The organism is Haemophilus sp. HMSC061E01 (genome assembly GCF_001810345.1).
GTDB lineage: Bacteria > Pseudomonadota > Gammaproteobacteria > Enterobacterales > Pasteurellaceae > Haemophilus_D.
In genome coordinates this window covers 193,246-210,588 of the sequence record NZ_KV801015.1, presented here as the reverse complement: position 1 = coordinate 210,588, position 17,343 = coordinate 193,246, and the positions used below count along the sequence as shown (strand labels likewise).

Sequence of the window (17,343 nt, the reverse complement as noted above, 5' to 3'; positions counted from 1 at the left end):
AAGCCCCTTTTTTTGCTTAATAGGTGAAATATGAATAAAGAATTTGAAATCCGCTCCGCAACACTTTCTACCGATGAAGAAAACCAAAAGCTAGTTGGTTATGTAGTGAAATGGAATAGCCCTTCACAAGTGCTTTATTGTGATTTTGTGGAATCCTTTGCGCCAAAAGCTTTTAGTGACAGCCTGGCTAGTGGGGAAGATGTGCGAGCACTCTTTGAACATGACTGCAGTAAGTTACTAGGTCGAACAAGTTCGGGAACATTAAAGCTAGAAGAGGATTCTATAGGTTTACGCTTTGAACTAAGCCCACCTGATACAACGACAGGAAAAGATTTATTAGTTAGTGTTTCACGTGGTGATATTACAGGGATGTCTTTCGGATTCCGAGCGATGGAAGAAGAATGGAAATTTGATGTTGAACCTTATCAAAGAACAGTGATTAAAGCGGAGCTATTTGAAGTTACCGTAACAAGTATTCCAGCTTATCCGGAAAGTAGTGTTGAAATCGCTAAGCGTTCGATGGTGGCCGCTAAAGAAAAAACGCAAGATAAATCTACCGCACTTTTAAGCAAGTGGGTTGATGTAATGGGGGCATAATATGTGGAATCCTTTTAGACGAAAAGAGCAACGCAGCGAGCCAATCACTATTGATGAATTCCTATCTTACATGGGCGTAAACAATACAGGTGCGGGCGAATATGTCAGCCCACAAACGGCAGAGGCTCTACCAGCGGTTATGAACGCAGTAACAGTGATTGCCGAATCGGTAGCATCTATGCCTTGTTATCTGTACGCACTGAAAGAAGATGGGCGAGAAAGAATCTACCGTCATCCGGTTGAATATCTTTTAAATGAAATGCCTAACCGAAATCAAACGCCTTACCAGTTCAAATATACGATGATGCGCCATTGTTTGCTAACTGGTAATGCTTATGCTGTGATTGAGTGGAATAACAAGGGTGAACCTGTAAGCCTTACACCTTACCAGCCGAGTGCAGTAAATATCTTCCGTAAAGTAACAGGCGAACACATTTACCAAGTAACGGACTTAAACGGAGTTACTAGAAACTACCTTCAAGATGAAATCTTACACTTACGCCATAGTTCCCTTGATGGATTTATGGGGCGTTCACCTGTGACTGTTTGCCGCGAAACTATCGGGCTAGGTTTAGCACAACAACGACATGGCGCAGCAATCATGAAAAACGGATTGATGGCCAGCGGATTAATCTCAACGGCCGAATGGTTAGACGATGCGAAAGCACAGAAAGCAGTGAAAGCCTTAGAGCGTTACAAAGGCGCGAAGAACGCGGGGAAAACACCAATCCTTGAAGGCTCAATGGAATACAAACAATTAGGCATGACAAACCAAGATGCCGAATGGTTACAAAGTCGAACCTTCACAATTTCTGATATAGCCCGAATCTACAACATAAGCCCGATTTTCCTACAAGATTATTCCAATAGTAGTTATGCGAATTTCAGTGAGGCCAGTAGAGCGTTCTTATCACAAACCTTGCGCCCATGGCTAACTAACTTTGAACAACAGCTTAAAGATGCCTTAATGATTGACTTAACGAGCAGTAGCAAGAAACGGCACTTAATCGAATTTGACACAAGCGACTTACTCCGCACCAGTCAAAACGAACGTTTCAATAGTTACGATGTGGCGATTAAAGCGGGCGTAATGTCACCTAATGAAGTTCGCAGACGTGAAGGCTTGCCGCCTTATGCTGGCGGTGATGAATTCAGCCAAGCATGGAAACAAACCGTAGAAGTTAAACGCAATGATAGCGTAAACGAAAACGAGGTGAACGATGCCTAGAATGATTAGAGCCGGTAAATATAACAAGGCGATAAGTTTACAAAAACAAGTAAATGAAACTAATGATTATGGCGGATTTGTAAGTAAGTGGAAAACCGTTGCGAATATACGCGCAGCGGTTGAACCGTTACAGGGTAGAGAGTTCTTTGCTAGCGCAAGCGTAACGAATGAAAACATTGTGCGAATCCGTATTAGATACGGAACGAATGTGGATAACACAATGCGCGTGAAATACGGTAATCGTAACTTAGAAATAACCAGCATCATTGATAGCAAGGAATCACACAGGGAATTACAACTTATTTGTAAAGAGGTAAGCAATGGAAAAAACTGATTTAACGCTTGAAGAAATTAAGCAGCATTTAAATGTAGATCATGATTTAGATGATGACTTAATCGAAAGCTATAAGGTAGCAGCCCTTGAAGTATGCCAAAAGCATATAGGCAAAACCTTTGGTGATGAAGAAACAGAAAACACCGTTCCTTTTACCCCAGCTATAAAAGTGGGCTGTTTAATGTATATCGGGCATTTATACAGTAACCGAGAAATAACAACGGATGCCCCTCAAACGCTTATCCCTATGACTGTTAAATCTCTATGGGATGTTTACCGTGAGCCTTGCGCTTACTAAGAATTTAGTAATCGATATGCCTTATCAACCACTAAGACGATGCAGCTATCCTAACTGTAAAAACAAAGTAAAGTCCGGTAGATGCGAAGAACATAAGCCAAAAGACACAAGAGCCAGCAGTAGCGCGCGAGGATATGACCATAAGTGGAGCAAGTACCGCGCGCAATACTTACGCTTTCACCCGCTTTGTGTAATGTGTTTAGAGAAAGGAATCTACACACCAGCAACGGTAATAGACCACATTAAGCCAGTAGAGAACGGACAGGCAGACCCTCTATTCTGGGTTGAATCTAATCATCAAGCTTTATGCCGAAATTGTCACAGTTACAAAACACGAGTAATAGACCAACGCGGATATGGAGCGAAAAAAGAATGATTAGACGGGTGGGGGGAGTTTAAAAAAGAAAGGCTCAAGCCGTCAGAACCGCCCTCCCAACTCAATTTTTACGCAAGGCAATTTTTTTGAAAATAAGGAAATGTATGAGTAAGAGAAGAAACTATAAAACCCCTGATTTTTTAGATGGTATCGCTAAAACCCAATGGAAAAGCCGAATTAAACAACTTTCGGAGCGTGGCGATATTAAAGCAGAAGATTTAACGAACCTTGAAATTTATTGCGAAAACTACGCAATTTGGCGTCATTCCGTAGCAGATTTAGCCAAAAATGGCTTCATTATTGTGAATAGTCAAGGCACTCAATCAAGAAATCCAGCTTTGTCAGCGAAAGCAGATGCCGAAAAGGTGATGATTAAGATGTCATCATTGCTAGGTTTCGACCCTGTAAGCCGCAGAAAAAATCCTATTGAAGTAGATGAAAACGATATCTTAGATGAAATCCTAACTATGTAGGCGAAATATGGAAATATGGCACGCATACGCAGAGAAAATCAAATCGGGTGAGTTAGTGGCTTGTAAGAAGATAAAACAAGCCGTAGAGCGTTATTTTAACGATTTAAACAATCCCGATTATTTCTTTGATGATGGAGCAGTTAATAAGTTTTTAGCTTTCTCGAAACTATGCCCGCACGTTAAAGGACACTTACGCGGACAGCCAATTATTCTTTCAGATTGGCAAGTCTTTCTCTTTGCCAACATTCTAGGCTTTAAGCGTAAAGACACAGGATTAAGAAAGTATCGTTCCGCTTACGTTCAAGTAGCAAGAAAGAACGCTAAATCAACGATAGCAGCCGTTTTAGCTAATTGGTTTTTAGTGATGGAAGGCGGACAGCAGGATATATACACCGCAGCCGTTAGCCGAGATCAAGCAAGGATAGTTTTTGATGATGCTCGTCAAATGTGTTTACTTTCAGCTCCATTGAAAAAACGCCTTAACATTCAACAACACAAGCTAATCAATCCAAAGAACAACAGCATTATGCGGCCGCTTGCCGCTAAATCTTCAACCATTGAAGGAACTAACCCTAGTTTAGCGATTGTTGATGAATATCACCTACACACGGACAACAGCGTATATAGCGCGTTAGAGCTAGGGCAAGGCGCACGCCCTGAAGGTTTACTCTTTGCCATTACAACAGCCGGAAGTAACGTTATTTCCGCCTGTAAGCAGCATTATGATTATTGCGCTCAAATCCTTGAAGGGAATGAGCAGAACGATAGCTTATTTGTTTTGATTTTTGAGTTAGATGAAGAAAACGAAATCGACAATCAAGAAAACTGGATAAAAGCAAATCCGAATATAGGTAAATCCATTCCTTACCTAGACTTTGAGAACACTATCAAAAAGGCTAAGGGGATTCCGTCCGAATGGGTAGAAATGCTAACCAAGCGTTTTAATGTATGGTGTCAAGGAACTACTCCGTGGCTAGGTGATGGAAACTGGGAGCAATGTGAACGGAAGTACACAGACAGCGATTTACTTCATCAAACTTGCTATTTAGGGCTTGATTTATCAAGTACCAGCGACTTAACAAGCCTTTGTTATACATTCCCGCACGGAAACAAAGTTAGATTGCTTACACGGCACTACATTCCAGAATTTCAGCTTAACAACGTGGCAAATAAAAACCGCGCAATGTATCGGAAGTGGGTGCGGAATGGCTGGTTAATCACAACAGAAGGGGATTGCATCGACTACGACAAAATCAGAGACGATATTCTGAAAGATGCTGAACGGTTTGATATACAAATGATTGGCTTTGATGTATGGAACGCAACCCATTTACGAACACAATTACAAGCGGCGGGGCTTGAAGTAGAGCCATTCCCGCAAACATACCAACGATTTAGCCCAGTGGCAAAAAGTGCGGAAGTTTTAATAAACAGACAGATGATAGAACACAATGGCGATCCGGTGCTTGCGTGGGCTTTATCAAATGTAGTTATGGAAACTGATGCGAACGCCAACATAAAACCGAACAAGAAGAAAGCAGCAAACAAAATAGACCCAGCAGTCGCCTTCCTAATGTCTTTCGGCACTTATCAACTTGAATACGGTGATTTAATTTTCGAACTATCAGATGAACACAAACAGGCACTAGAGGAATTTAACGGATTGGATATATGATTAGATGTAAAGAGGCAAAACAGAACTTACTAATAGCGGCAGTGAAACACTATAAGAAATCTACCGCACTTTTCACTTTTATTAGCTTGTATGATGACAATGAACCTTATCCACTGGACGAAGTTATCTACATTCTTCAATGTAAATGCGATGCAGCAAAACGAGAAATAAACAACAGACCGAACAGCCCCAATATGGACGCGTTGGAAACGATTTACTTTATAGCCGCTAAGCAACTCAAAGAAATGAAGAAAGTTAAACGGAAATAGCAAACGTTAGGCAAAAAAATCCCCGCGTTTCACAACGAGGGGATGATGACATAATGACGTATCGAAAGACCATTTTTACAAGTATTCCCAATTCACTGGGAATCCCTGTTACACTTCAAATTAAAATGTAACATAATTATTATAATATCAATAGATTAGATATGAAAGAGCCGTAACTAAACGTAGTTAAACTTTATAATTAAATTTGTTATAATGAACAAAAATTAATCGGCTTTATTGATTAATAATTAGAGTTTTAGGAACAGAAAAGCCACCGCGCGAACGATGGTTTAAATTAAAGTCGTATGTAATAACCTTTATCACTCAAAGGGGAGTTTCTAAAGGCAATTCAATTATCCGCCTTTACTAAATAAACTTCAAGCCCTTTGAGCCAAAGAATATAGCGAACGGCTAACATTTCCTAAAAACCAACCAAATATAGCGCATCTAGGCTGATCCCCGAAAACAAAGAACCTTACTTTGCTGGTGCGCTCTCTCAAATAAGGACTAAATGCGAAAGGGGCGTTTTATGAAGATATTAAAGTTTTTGCCTAAACAGGCATACTCCATCACAGATGCGGTAAAATATATTTCATTAAACTACGATATTAATATTTCAGAGCGTGATTTAATAGGTTACATTCAAACAGGAGAGTTAAAAGCCTCAATTTATCTTGATGGCAGGCTAAGCAAGGTAGAATCAATAAACAGGAAAGAACTGTCAAAAGATATGGCTTTAGAGGTTAGAAATGAAGAAATATTCTTACAGTTTAATAAAAGTGAGATTAACGCAAAAATTAATCACATTAGAGATTTTGAAATATTTAGAATAGATATAAATAATATATATTTTAATTTAATAATTATTTTAAATGATAGATTTTATCTAGATGATTATTTTGAAAACAACAATCAAATAAATCTTTATAGTGGTGAATTAGATAAGTTTCAGAATATTATATTTAATGGGTACTTTCCGGTTAGTAATCTGATATTAAATGAATATAATACAGATGAATTGATAGAAGCTGGCGGGATTAATGAGTTCCCAGATATAAAGATGAGTATTGACGATGATTTTTATATTCATATTCCGATCTATGAGAATAGAACCGGGATAAGACTAGAAGATCTACACATTCTACATAAAGATATTGTTTCGTTCTTAGAATTTTTTTCTATTATTGATAGTGAAGATAAACAAGACGAAATTCAGCGGCTAAAAAATAAACTCGAATTAAAGGGTAAGCAAACAGAAGAACTGTTACCAGCTTTAGAAAAACTGAAAGATGAATTATCAGAAAAGGATAAAAAAATAGCTGAATTACAGGCTGCACTTGATAATATGGATTATCCAATACAATTAAATGAGTTCATGGAGAACGACCGCTTAGCATTAGCTATTCAAGCCAGAAAAGAATATTGGGCGAACTACTATCCAAACTTAAATAACGCCCCTAAAGCGGAAGCAACGGCAAAAGAAATTCAAGAAAAATATAACCTTTCTCAAAAACAAGCAACCGCGATAGAAATCGTCGCCTGTCCTATCAATCGTAACTAATTGATTTTATAACTATCATAGTAAAGGGTGACAGTAAAAGTTCACTATCACCCTATTGCTATAACCCCACCTTAACGCGTTTTAATTACTCTCGTAACGTTACAACTCAACGCGGTTACTTAAACCCGCACAAGTTAAACATAAAGAGAGGTGTTCTTCATGAATCAAACGCAAATCCAATCACAAAAATTAATTCCTGGTAAAACTGTTTGCCGCATCGTTGGCTTTCAGCGCACAAAACTAAATTGTTTAGTTAAAGAAAAAAAATTCCCACAACCTATTCGACTTTCACAAACCTTTGTCCTATGGGATGTAGAAGAAGTAAATCAATGGATTGAAGAACAAAAAGCGGCACGCGCTTAATTAATGGAGGAAATAATGACTACAAGACTAATGACAATCGCTAAAGAACTTATTTTAAAACCGAAAACAGGTATTAGTGAGAAAGAAAGTTATTTCAACGTTCATTTCCTCAATGCTCGTAATGAGGTTAATGAGATTGAAAGAATTTTAGGGATTGAATTGAACCGAGAACGTGAGGTTAGTCAGACTGGGAAACTGTTTACCCGCTATATGCTTGCTAATGCGGAACAGGTGGAAAGAGTTGCCAGTTTATACAACCAAAAACTAGCAGCAAAACAAGCTAAAGGGAAACTTCTTGATGAATATCCCATTTCACCCGCGCAAATAAATCAAGTTATTGATGCGCATTTTAAGCAATAGAAAAGACAAACGCCGCAAGGCTCTCCCAAGCGGCGTATTCAACCTTAAGAATCTCTCAAAAGGTAAATCTCAAATCAATACGAGGACTTAAAACATGAAGAAAATTACCATGAATTTAAATCATATATATTGTAAACAATATGAAATATTTTTCAAGTTGTTTTTGATTGAAATCGCTTTACAAACCACAGTTAAATTTGGCATCATGAACACGCAATCAGAAAAAGTGATTGCCAGCCGTGAGAAGCTGAATTATTTACTGGCGAACGATAGCACGCCACAAAACCGTGCTTTTTTTGTTCGTAACATTCGCACACCTAAAGAATATGCGGATTTTGCTTTACATATAAATCCGATCATTCTCTCAATGGTAGAGCGTAATGGGCAACCCTTAGCGGTTGGCTGTTTTCCAGTAAAGGCAGTTTCTCACCCTGTTACGTTCTACCGCCCGACCGTGAGAAGTCTAGCGGTAGATTCTGAAAAAATTTTACTGGAATCTACGCAAATGTATCAATTCATCTTCGCGGCTATTCGCCGTACTGATTTATCAAATCACCTTCAAAAAATCCGTATTACCGCTGATAGCGAACGCAACGCACGCGCTAAGCTTGCCCGTGAGTTCGTCTTAGTGCTTGCTGGAAGAATCAATCTTCAAAACGCTAGTGCTTTATCAGCAAATACTTTCCCTTCAATCTCTTTCGCGGAGGTGGACCATGCTTAGTTATGATGCTATTCAAATAGCTCTTCAAGATGTTGTTAATAGTAATGATGTAAGTGAACAGACCTTAGAGAAAATTCGCACAGAAAGCGAATGTCTTTGTGAATCTATCGAATATGGCTTAATGGAATTGGGCGATATGATAAGTCGTTTAGGTTTCTTTGCTGATTCTAAGCAGGATTTTGATAATCGAGCTATGAGCAATGATAACGTAAAACATATCGGAGCATTAATTCAGGCTAACGCTTATTTTCTTAATACCTTACGAGAAGCCTCTATCCAAGCAACTTATCATCTCAATGGTGGAGATAAGGGGGCGAAATGATGAAATCTAAAAAAATCAAATCATTCAAAGAGCCATACGTACCGACACCAGAGCAGTTAGAGAAAGCCTGTAAACGTATTAAACAATTCTTAGCCTTCGCAGAGGATTATCTACACACAGGACACTACAAAGGACTAGAGGCATCAATCGAGCAAATTAAGAAAGCAGCGACAATCAGAAGGGGGAAAGTAAATGCGTAAACAAACATTAAAAAGAAAAGTTAAAGGTAAAGAGCCATTCAATCCGTTAATGACGAAATATTCTCAACTTTCGCGCCAATTTCAACTAATCCTAGATAGTAACAAACGATGCCTTGAAGTTTATCCGGACGAGTTTCATCACAAAGTGAAATTCCGTAATGAACTAGCTGATTTAGTAATTAGATTAAAAGCTGGCTCAAAGTTACTTAATGAAATGGCTAAGTCGCAAGGTGCGGAACTTAATGATAAGTACGGAGCGTTAAAAGGCTTTAATCAAGCAAATAACTACTTAATCAATAAGCTTGTTGAAGTGGTAGAACAGATTGAGCAGTTACAGATTGAAAGAATTGAATTACAAAAAGGGAGTAAATAACATGAAAATCGATATTAATCGCTTAAACGAAACAGAATTCACCGCAATCACCTCGAGAGTAAGACAACGACAAGGGGAAGAAGTAAGCACTATTCCTTACACTATGGCTTGCGTTGCTGAATTAGCTAATATTTTCAGAACTTTCACTCCAGAACAGTGTGCGGCATTGATGCGGGTAAGAAATGAACTCTTCTTCCTTCGTATTTATCTTGATGAAATGATATCTAAAGCATCAGTATGTCAGCCGCCAGTAAGTGCTATGAGTGATGAAGATGCTGTAATTAAAGGATTATCTTTGGCGGCTATGGATGGACTGTTTGAAATTCTCTCAACTTTACAAAATGCGGCAGACGCCAGATTAGCTGAATCAATGCCGAATGGTTATAAGTATGTAGATGTAGGGGGAAAAGATGGCTCGATTAATTAATGCTCCGCATCTTGCGGATCAACCGCATGAACCTTATTCCGATTTATTTGTGCTGGCTGGCTCTAAAGCATGGCAAGCATGGGATAACGGAAAAGGTGAAGAATGGCAAATATTATGCCGATTAGTAGAAGGTTTAGAAAGCAAGCAAAAACCAGTCATTCTAGGCGAGAATCAATTAAGCAATATTTCTTCAACGCGTATAGCTAAAGAAGATCAGCAGTTAGTAAAGATTGCTCAATATGGCGAATTAAAACAGGAGGAAATCACCGCAATTTGTCAGAATTTAGCAAAAAACACTTCGGCCAGAGAAGTGAAACTCATTGATGCGGCCGCACAAGTGAAAGAGGATTTAAGCTCTTACATTCAACGCTTGCGAACTGATAAAAAGACAGCTGATTTAGCAGACCAATTGATGCCGCAAGAGAAGGTGAAAGATAGCGATTGGGCAGATAAAAAAGCACGCGCACTTTCTAAATATCTAGGATTTGATTTTGGATATATACCTCTCACAAAAGAAACGCTAACTTATAATGGCGTAAGTTGGGATCGATATGATGATGGAAATTTAATAAGCGGTGCAGTGCGTTTTTTTGAAGAAAACAATCTTAGATATAACGCGAATTCAATTGAATTGACTGTGAAAACATTGAAGATCCAATCTACGATAGTAGGCTCACCAAAACGAGGTTTATTAGCCTTTAGAAATGGAGTTCTAGATAGAAAAACTTTGGAGTTTTCAGAACACTCTAAAGAAAACTGGCTTTTATCGCATATTCCTCATGATTATATTGATGAGAAACAACCAACGCCAAATTTTGACAACTGGCTTGACTGGGTAAGCGATGGTAAACAAGATAAGAGAAATGCGATTTTAGCCGCGTTCTATATGATTCTTACCAATCGTTATAACTGGCAAATGTATCTGGAAGTTACAGGGCATGGCGGAAGTGGAAAATCAGTATTTGCTAAATTAGCCAAAATGTTAGTTGGTGAACAAAATATTAGTGCAGCATCTTTAGAAGATTTTGAAGACCCCAAAGAAATGGATGGATTTGAGGATAAACTACTATTGATTTGTTCAGAACAACAAGCATACGGTGGGAAAGGCTCTGGATTAAAACGCGTAACAGGTGGCGATGATGTTAGAATTGATAAAAAATATATTTCTAGATTTACCACAGTTATTCCAGCGGTTATCTTGGTAGTTAATAATGAGCCAACAAAATTTACTGATAGAAGTGGAGCAATAGAAAGACGGAGGGTTATTTTTTCTTTTGATAAAATCATCCCAGAAAAAGATAGAGACCCCGATTTTATGGATAAAATAGAAGGTGAAATTAGTGCTATCATTTACAAGATAATCCATTCTTTTAAATATCCATTAGAGGCAAAACAACTTCTAGAGCAGCAACAAAAAAGTGATGAGGCGTTAAAGATTAAAATCAATTCAGATCATATTGCTTTATTTTGTAGTTATTTTTACACCACAGAAGAAGAAAATGGGCTTGGAATTGGTAACGCAAAGATGCGCAGTCGTTTTAGAACTCACCTTTATCCTGCTTATTTAGAATTTGTAGATGCTATAAACCATGAATACCCGATAAGTTATAACAACTTTACGAGCGCAATCAGACAAGGGCTGATTCAAAATAGAAACCCTATTGGGTTTAAGAGTAAAAGGACAACAGGTGGAGTATTCAAAACAAATATTCACTTCAAAAATTATGATGAGTTTTTTAATGAATATTTACAAAAATAACAAAATATAGGGCGAAAGCCCTCTTTTTTTGATTATTACATAAGAATATAGTGGAGAGGTGGAGAGGTGATGACACCTGATTTTTAAGTGTTCACTTATTTAACTATATGATTTTAAAAGATAAAATGTGAAAAAGTGGATAGTGAAGGCAAAAAATCAAAAAATAAAAAAATTTTTAATCTTTTTCGCATTGCTCCACAAAATTACTCCATAATTGCATCACAGGGCGGCGGAGTTCTACATAATCGTAACGGTTATACGCCTGACTTGTTTTATTCCCAATGCTATGAGCAAGACAACTTTCAGCAATACGGAAATCAATTTGCTGATCTTCTAAAAACGTTCTAGCTATCGATCTCAATCCGTGAGCATCTTGAATCCCTTTGTAACCTATTTTTCTCAATGCGTTAGCTATTAGTTCTTTACTAGCTGATTGGTTAGGCTTGTGATAGTGAGAAAATACGAATTTGTCATCACCTGTTATAGGTTTCAATTCTTTCAGAATATCCATCATTAAAGATGAAAGCGGAACAATGTGAGGAAATTGCCCTTGTCTTGTTTTTTTCATTTTGATTGCTGGAATAGTCCATAGTTTCTTATCGAAATCAATTTCAGACCATTCAACAGAAACCGCCTCAGCCGGACGAACCATAGAAAGTAATTGCCAGCGGAACAAAACCTTTGTTAGATAATCCCTGTTTGAATTTTTGAAGTCTTGTAATAGTTTCGGTAGTTCTTCCGGTTTGATTGCTGGGTGATGTTTTTGAGGCTCTTTATGGTAAGCATCAGATGCTTTCAAGCAAGAATTAAACGAAATCAATCCTATTGTTACCGCATAATTTAAAATCTGATTAGCGAGGTTTAATAAACGGTGCAGCGTATCATTGAAACCTTTTTCATTTAATGGTCGAACAGTTTTAATCAATAAAGGGGAAGTAATCTGATCGATAGGGTAATTTCCAAGAGTAGGGAATAGATAGTTTTCTAATCTTGCCCAATTCTTTTCCATTGTCATAGGCTCAATTTCTTTACTTCTTTTTTCTTTCCAAAGTAAAGCGACTTTATAGAAAGTATTTTCGTTCTGTCCGTTTTTAATTAGTTCTTGTTCTTTTGTGTATTCTTGCGGATCGATACTTTGAGCGAGTAGGGCGCGATATTCTTCGCGTTTTTGGCGAGCTTGCGCAAGTGTTATAGCTGGATAAGTTCCAATAGTAAAAGAAGTGCGTTTATTTGTTACTGGGTGATAATAATTGAAAATCCAAGCCTTAGCACCGGTAGGCTTAATGCGTAAAAAAAGACCGTTACCATCACTTAGATTGTATTCTTTATCCTTTGTTTTCGCTTTATCTACTTCGGTATTTGTGAGCGGTTTAGTAACACGAGGCATCATTTTTCCTTAGTTTTAGTAACAAGATTTTTCGAAGTTTATCACCTTGTTACTAAACTTGTTACTAAAAAATGCGGTTAAAGACAATTAAGTCTGATTAGTGGCGATAAGTAAAAGGGCTGAAAAGCCTTGAAAACACTAGGAAAAACAAAACCCCGCGAGTAGTTTCGCGGGGCTGTGTTTAGGGTAAATGGTGCGACTAGCTGGACTCGAACCAGTGACCCCCACCATGTCAAGGTGGTGCTCTAACCAACTGAGCTATAGTCGCGTAAAAGATGTGGCAGATGATAAACAGTTTTAATGATGAAAACAAGGGGATTTGTTTTAAGTTAAATTTAGCTGCTAAAAAAATAACCAAAATTTGTTGCAAAAACTCTCAGTGCTTGTTTTGATTTTGCAGTGGTTTAAGCGTATAATGCGCGACGGTTTTTATCTCGGATGAGCCGAAATTAAAAAAGCTTTTTTAAATTGTAACTATTTGTGGAGTTTAGATAATGTCTAAAAAATTAAGAAGAACGAAGATTGTATGTACAATGGGTCCTGCAACAGACCGCGATAACAATCTTGAAAAAATTATCGCAGCAGGCGCTAATGTTGTGCGTATGAACTTTTCTCACGGCACACCAGACGATCATATCGGCCGTGCTGAGCGTGTTCGTTCAATCGCCAAAAAATTAGGTAAAACCGTGGCAATTTTAGGTGATTTACAAGGCCCTAAAATTCGTGTTTCTACTTTTAAAGATGGCAAAATTTTCTTAAATGTTGGCGATAAATTTATTCTTGATGCGGAATTACCAAAAGGTGAAGGTAATCAAGAAGCCGTTGGTTTAGACTATAAAACACTTCCACAAGATGTTGTGCCAGGCGATATTCTTTTATTAGATGACGGCCGTGTTCAATTAAAAGTGCTTTCTACTGATGGTGCAAAAGTATTTACTGAAGTGACAGTTGGCGGTCCATTATCGAACAATAAAGGGATCAACAAATTAGGCGGTGGCTTATCTGCAGATGCATTAACTGAAAAAGATAAAGCTGACATCATCACTGCTGCACGTATCGGTGTAGATTACTTAGCGGTATCTTTCCCACGTTCAAGTGCAGATTTAAACTATGCACGTGAATTAGCAAAACAAGCTGGTTTAGAAGCGAAAATCGTTGCTAAAGTTGAACGTGCTGAAACCGTAGTGGATGAAGCAGCGATGGATGATATTATCCTTGCTTCAGATGTAATCATGGTTGCACGTGGTGACTTAGGTGTTGAAATCGGTGATCCTGAATTAGTTGGCGTACAGAAAAAATTAATTCGTCGTTCACGTCAATTAAACCGTGCGGTAATCACTGCAACTCAAATGATGGAGTCAATGATCAGCAACCCAATGCCAACTCGTGCAGAAGTAATGGACGTGGCAAATGCGGTATTAGATGGTACTGATGCAGTAATGCTTTCAGCTGAAACTGCAGCAGGTCAATATCCAGCAGAAACAGTTGCAACAATGGCACGCGTATGTTTAGGTGCAGAAAAAATGCCTAGCATCAATATTTCTCATCACCGTTTAGATCGTGAGTTCAGAGATATTGAAGAATCAGTAGCAATGTCTGCAATGTACGCAGCAAACCACTTAAGCGGTATCGCTGCAATCATTACATTAAGCCACTCTGGCCGTACACCATTATTAATGTCACGTATTAGCTCTGGCTTACCAATCTTTGCACTTTCTCGTGTTCAAGAAACATTAAACCGTTGTGCATTATACCGCGGTGTCACACCAGTTCATTTTGATGGTGAATCTCGTAGCTCTGCAGGTGCAAAAGCAGCGATTAACCTATTAAAAGAAAAAGGTTATTTAGTTTCAGGTGATGTTGTTTTATTAACACAAGGTGATGAGTCAGAAGGTACAACTAACGTTTGTCGTACTTTAACTGTTGAATAATCAACATTCATGAATAAAAAAGAGCGGTGGATTTTTCCACCGTTTTTTTATATCTAAAATATTGAAAATATTGACCGAACTTTTTTCTTAAAACCACCTCGTATTTGCGGTATCATAGGCACAGTTTTTTAGTTTAAATTGAAATCCTTATGGCCTCACAAAGACAAATCCAATCACCTGATCAGAAAACTGAACAAGTTAGCATCCCGCCTCATTCCACTGAAGCTGAACAAGCCGTACTTGGCGGCATTATGTTGAGTAATCAACATTGGGATGGTATTGCTGAAAGAGTCATTGCTGAGGATTTTTATACTTTTGCGCATAAAGCGATCTTCCAAACGATGGAAGAGCTAATGCGCAATCAAACGCCGATTGATTTAATCACCCTTGATCAAGCCCTTAAAGCCAAAGGCATTAGTGATTCCGTAGGCGGTTTTGCTTATCTCGCTGATCTTTCCAATAACACCCCAAATGCCATTAATATTTTAGCTTATGCTGAAATTGTACGTGAAAAAGCGATTTTGCGTGAGCTTATTGCCGTGGGGAATCGTATTGCAGAAAACAGTTATTCGCCTAAAGGCAAAGACATCAAAATGGTGTTGGATGAAGCTGAAAGAGAGGTGTTTGCTATTGCTGAAAAACGCAGTTCTTCAACTGAAGGGCCACAAAATGTGATCAGTGTGTTGGAAAGCACTATTGCTCGTATTGATACCTTAAGTAAGCTTGAAAATCATAGCGGTGTGACAGGGGTCACAACAGGTTTCGTTGACTTAGATAAGAAAACCGCAGGTTTACAACCTTCCGATCTCATCATTGTTGCAGCACGTCCTTCCATGGGTAAAACCACCTTTGCGATGAACCTTTGTGAAAATGCCGCCATGGCAAGTGATAAGCCAGTGTTGGTATTTAGTTTAGAGATGCCAGCTGAACAAATCATGATGCGTATGATTGCCTCTCTTGCTCGCGTGGATCAAACCAAAATTCGTACAGGCCAAAACTTGGATGAAACGGAATGGAGCAAAATTGCTAGCGTGTTTGGGATGTTTAAGCAAAAAAATAATCTTTATATCGATGATTCATCTGGTTTAACCCCAACAGAATTACGTTCTCGTGCGCGTCGTGTGTATCGCGAAAATGGGGGCTTGAGTATGATTATGGTGGATTACCTTCAATTAATGCGCGTGCCCGGATTTTCAGATAACCGTACCTTAGAGATCGCTGAGATTTCCCGTTCATTAAAAGCATTAGCAAAAGAATTAGAAGTTCCAGTCATTGCACTTTCCCAGCTTAACCGTACATTGGAACAACGTGCAGATAAACGTCCGGTAAACTCAGATTTACGTGAATCAGGCTCTATTGAGCAGGATGCAGACTTGATTATGTTCATTTATCGTGACGAAGTGTATAACGATAATTCTGAAGATAAAGGGGTTGCTGAAATCATTATTGGTAAACAACGTAACGGTCCGATTGGTCGTGTACGTTTAGCATTTAACGGTCAGTTCTCACGCTTTGATAATCTTGCCGAGCAGCGTGAATACAGAGATGATTATTAGGCAAGAGATAACGGATTAGAAAAATGAACGTAAAACCGGCAACAGCGAAAATCAGTTCGCTTGCCTTAAAACATAATTTACAAGTTATTAAAGAAAAAGCGCCCCACAGTAAAATTATTGCCGTGGTAAAAGCAAATGCATATGGTCACGGTGTAGTATTCGTTTCATCCGCTTTAGAAAGTATGGTGGACTGCTTTGCCGTGGCTCGTTTAGAAGAAGCATTATCTTTACGCTCTAACGGCATTATCAAACCGATCTTATTGCTGGAAGGCTTTTTTGATGAAAAAGACTTACCGATTATTGCGGTAAATAACATTGAAACCGTGGTTCATAACCGTGAACAGCTTGAAGCATTACAACGAGCTGTAGTACCAAGTCCAATTAAAGTCTGGTTAAAAATTGATACTGGTATGCACCGTTTAGGTGTGTCACTTGATGAAGTGGATTATTTTTATCAAGAGCTGAAAAAACTTCCTCAAATTCAACCGCACTTAGGTTTTGTGAGCCATTTTAGCCGTGCTGATGAGTTAGATTCCGATTACACTCAAGTTCAGCTCGATCGTTTCCTTCAAGCGACAAAAGATAAAGCAGGAGAACGAACCATTGCCGCATCAGGTGGGATTCTATTCTGGCCAGAAGCGCATTTAGATTGTATTCGCCCAGGGATTATTATGTACGGCATTTCACCAACAGATACTGTAGGTGCTGAATTTGGTTTAACTCCCGTGATGAATTTAACGTCATCTTTGCTTTCTGTACGTGATCATAAAAAAGGGGAGCCTGTTGGCTATGGCGGTATTTGGACGAGTCCGAAAGATACTAAAATTGGCGTGGTTGCCATTGGTTATGGTGATGGATATCCGCGTGATGTGCCAGAAGGTACACCAGTTTATCTAAATGGTCGTATTGTTCCTATTGTTGGTCGTGTCTCAATGGATATGCTGACGGTGGATTTAGGTCCAGATAGCCAAGATAAAGTTGGTGATGAAGTGATTTTATGGGGTAAGGAATTACCAATTGAAACGGTAGCTAAATACAGTGGTATTTTAAGCTATGAATTGATTACAAAATTAACCCCTCGTGTTATAACAGAATATGTCGATTAATTGTTTTTGTAAGAAAGCAAAAATGTA

Annotated in this window: 20 protein-coding genes and 1 tRNA gene; 19 read left to right on the top strand and 2 right to left on the bottom strand. The window is 38.5% G+C overall.

What is annotated here, in order from left to right:
• The first annotated feature begins 30 nt into the window (after nucleotides 1–30).
• The 16 genes from HMPREF2732_RS06925 (at nucleotide 31) to HMPREF2732_RS06850 (ending at nucleotide 11,336) form a co-directional block, all read left to right on the top strand.
• A complete protein-coding gene (locus HMPREF2732_RS06925) occupies nucleotides 31–597 on the top strand; it encodes an HK97 family phage prohead protease (RefSeq protein WP_070592223.1) in 567 nt (188 codons plus the stop codon).
• A 1-nt stretch (nucleotide 598) separates the two neighbouring features.
• Nucleotides 599–1,825 carry a phage portal protein gene (locus HMPREF2732_RS06920; RefSeq protein WP_070592222.1) on the top strand — a complete coding sequence of 409 codons (1,227 nt, stop codon included), beginning with the start codon at nucleotides 599–601 and terminating at the stop codon, nucleotides 1,823–1,825.
• Nucleotides 1,818–2,159, top strand: coding sequence for a phage head closure protein (locus HMPREF2732_RS06915; protein WP_065285339.1), 342 nt, complete (start codon nucleotides 1,818–1,820; stop codon nucleotides 2,157–2,159). Before HMPREF2732_RS06920 ends, HMPREF2732_RS06915 begins: the two co-directional genes overlap by 8 nt.
• Complete coding sequence (locus tag HMPREF2732_RS06910; RefSeq protein WP_070592221.1) at nucleotides 2,146–2,457, top strand: head-tail connector protein; 312 nt, start codon at nucleotides 2,146–2,148, stop codon at nucleotides 2,455–2,457. The genes HMPREF2732_RS06915 and HMPREF2732_RS06910 overlap by 14 nt, the downstream gene beginning before the upstream one ends.
• Nucleotides 2,458–2,473: 16 nt before the next feature.
• Nucleotides 2,474–2,833 carry an HNH endonuclease signature motif containing protein gene (locus HMPREF2732_RS09690; RefSeq protein WP_083304373.1) on the top strand — a complete coding sequence of 120 codons (360 nt, stop codon included), beginning with the start codon at nucleotides 2,474–2,476 and terminating at the stop codon, nucleotides 2,831–2,833.
• A 104-nt stretch (nucleotides 2,834–2,937) separates the two neighbouring features.
• On the top strand, nucleotides 2,938–3,306 hold the full coding sequence (locus HMPREF2732_RS06905; protein WP_005698535.1) for a phage terminase small subunit P27 family: 369 nt from the start codon (nucleotides 2,938–2,940) through the stop codon (nucleotides 3,304–3,306).
• A 7-nt stretch (nucleotides 3,307–3,313) separates the two neighbouring features.
• Nucleotides 3,314–4,981, top strand: coding sequence for a terminase large subunit (locus HMPREF2732_RS06900; protein WP_070592220.1), 1,668 nt, complete (start codon nucleotides 3,314–3,316; stop codon nucleotides 4,979–4,981).
• A gap of 798 nt (nucleotides 4,982–5,779) precedes the next feature.
• Entirely contained in the window at nucleotides 5,780–6,811 is a 1,032-nt protein-coding gene (locus HMPREF2732_RS06890) for a coiled-coil domain-containing protein (protein WP_070592219.1), read from the top strand.
• Nucleotides 6,812–6,970: 159 nt separating this feature from the next.
• Nucleotides 6,971–7,174 carry a helix-turn-helix transcriptional regulator gene (locus HMPREF2732_RS06885; protein ID WP_070592218.1) on the top strand — a complete coding sequence of 68 codons (204 nt, stop codon included), beginning with the start codon at nucleotides 6,971–6,973 and terminating at the stop codon, nucleotides 7,172–7,174.
• Nucleotides 7,175–7,189: 15 nt separating this feature from the next.
• Complete coding sequence (locus HMPREF2732_RS06880; RefSeq protein WP_232609970.1) at nucleotides 7,190–7,534, top strand: hypothetical protein; 345 nt, start codon at nucleotides 7,190–7,192, stop codon at nucleotides 7,532–7,534.
• Between the two features lie 94 nt (nucleotides 7,535–7,628).
• Complete coding sequence (locus HMPREF2732_RS06875) at nucleotides 7,629–8,255, top strand: host cell division inhibitor Icd-like protein (RefSeq protein ID WP_261673768.1); 627 nt, start codon at nucleotides 7,629–7,631, stop codon at nucleotides 8,253–8,255.
• Nucleotides 8,248–8,577, top strand: coding sequence for a hypothetical protein (locus tag HMPREF2732_RS06870; RefSeq protein WP_070592217.1), 330 nt, complete (start codon nucleotides 8,248–8,250; stop codon nucleotides 8,575–8,577). The genes HMPREF2732_RS06875 and HMPREF2732_RS06870 overlap by 8 nt, the downstream gene beginning before the upstream one ends.
• Nucleotides 8,574–8,777 (top strand): hypothetical protein, encoded by a 204-nt coding sequence (locus HMPREF2732_RS06865; protein WP_261673767.1) that lies wholly within the window; start codon nucleotides 8,574–8,576, stop codon nucleotides 8,775–8,777. Before HMPREF2732_RS06870 ends, HMPREF2732_RS06865 begins: the two co-directional genes overlap by 4 nt.
• On the top strand, nucleotides 8,770–9,150 hold the full coding sequence (locus HMPREF2732_RS06860; protein ID WP_070592216.1) for a hypothetical protein: 381 nt from the start codon (nucleotides 8,770–8,772) through the stop codon (nucleotides 9,148–9,150). Before HMPREF2732_RS06865 ends, HMPREF2732_RS06860 begins: the two co-directional genes overlap by 8 nt.
• Nucleotide 9,151: 1 nt before the next feature.
• The gene (locus HMPREF2732_RS06855; RefSeq protein ID WP_070592215.1) at nucleotides 9,152–9,577 is read left to right on the top strand and encodes a hypothetical protein; all 426 of its coding nucleotides are present in this window, start codon (nucleotides 9,152–9,154) and stop codon (nucleotides 9,575–9,577) included.
• The gene (locus HMPREF2732_RS06850; protein WP_070592214.1) at nucleotides 9,561–11,336 is read left to right on the top strand and encodes a DNA primase family protein; all 1,776 of its coding nucleotides are present in this window, start codon (nucleotides 9,561–9,563) and stop codon (nucleotides 11,334–11,336) included. Before HMPREF2732_RS06855 ends, HMPREF2732_RS06850 begins: the two co-directional genes overlap by 17 nt.
• A 175-nt stretch (nucleotides 11,337–11,511) precedes the next feature.
• Here HMPREF2732_RS06850 and HMPREF2732_RS06845 read toward each other — a convergent pair whose 3' ends face one another.
• Together HMPREF2732_RS06845 and HMPREF2732_RS06840 are read right to left on the bottom strand one after the other, a co-directional pair.
• Nucleotides 11,512–12,723 (bottom strand): tyrosine-type recombinase/integrase, encoded by a 1,212-nt coding sequence (locus HMPREF2732_RS06845; RefSeq protein WP_070592213.1) that lies wholly within the window; start codon nucleotides 12,721–12,723, stop codon nucleotides 11,512–11,514.
• Between the two features lie 191 nt (nucleotides 12,724–12,914).
• Nucleotides 12,915–12,991: transfer RNA gene (locus HMPREF2732_RS06840), tRNA-Val, on the bottom strand.
• A gap of 226 nt (nucleotides 12,992–13,217) precedes the next feature.
• Between HMPREF2732_RS06840 and pyk the strand changes: the two genes are divergently transcribed.
• The 3 genes from pyk (at nucleotide 13,218) to alr (ending at nucleotide 17,316) form a co-directional block, all read left to right on the top strand.
• Nucleotides 13,218–14,654: a pyruvate kinase gene (gene pyk / locus HMPREF2732_RS06835; protein ID WP_070592212.1), complete on the top strand. Its 1,437-nt coding sequence runs from the start codon at nucleotides 13,218–13,220 to the stop codon at nucleotides 14,652–14,654.
• A gap of 149 nt (nucleotides 14,655–14,803) precedes the next feature.
• Nucleotides 14,804–16,210, top strand: coding sequence for a replicative DNA helicase (locus tag HMPREF2732_RS06830; RefSeq protein ID WP_014065263.1), 1,407 nt, complete (start codon nucleotides 14,804–14,806; stop codon nucleotides 16,208–16,210).
• Between the two features lie 23 nt (nucleotides 16,211–16,233).
• On the top strand, nucleotides 16,234–17,316 hold the full coding sequence (gene alr / locus HMPREF2732_RS06825) for an alanine racemase (protein WP_070592211.1): 1,083 nt from the start codon (nucleotides 16,234–16,236) through the stop codon (nucleotides 17,314–17,316).
• Nucleotides 17,317–17,343 lie beyond the last annotated feature (27 nt).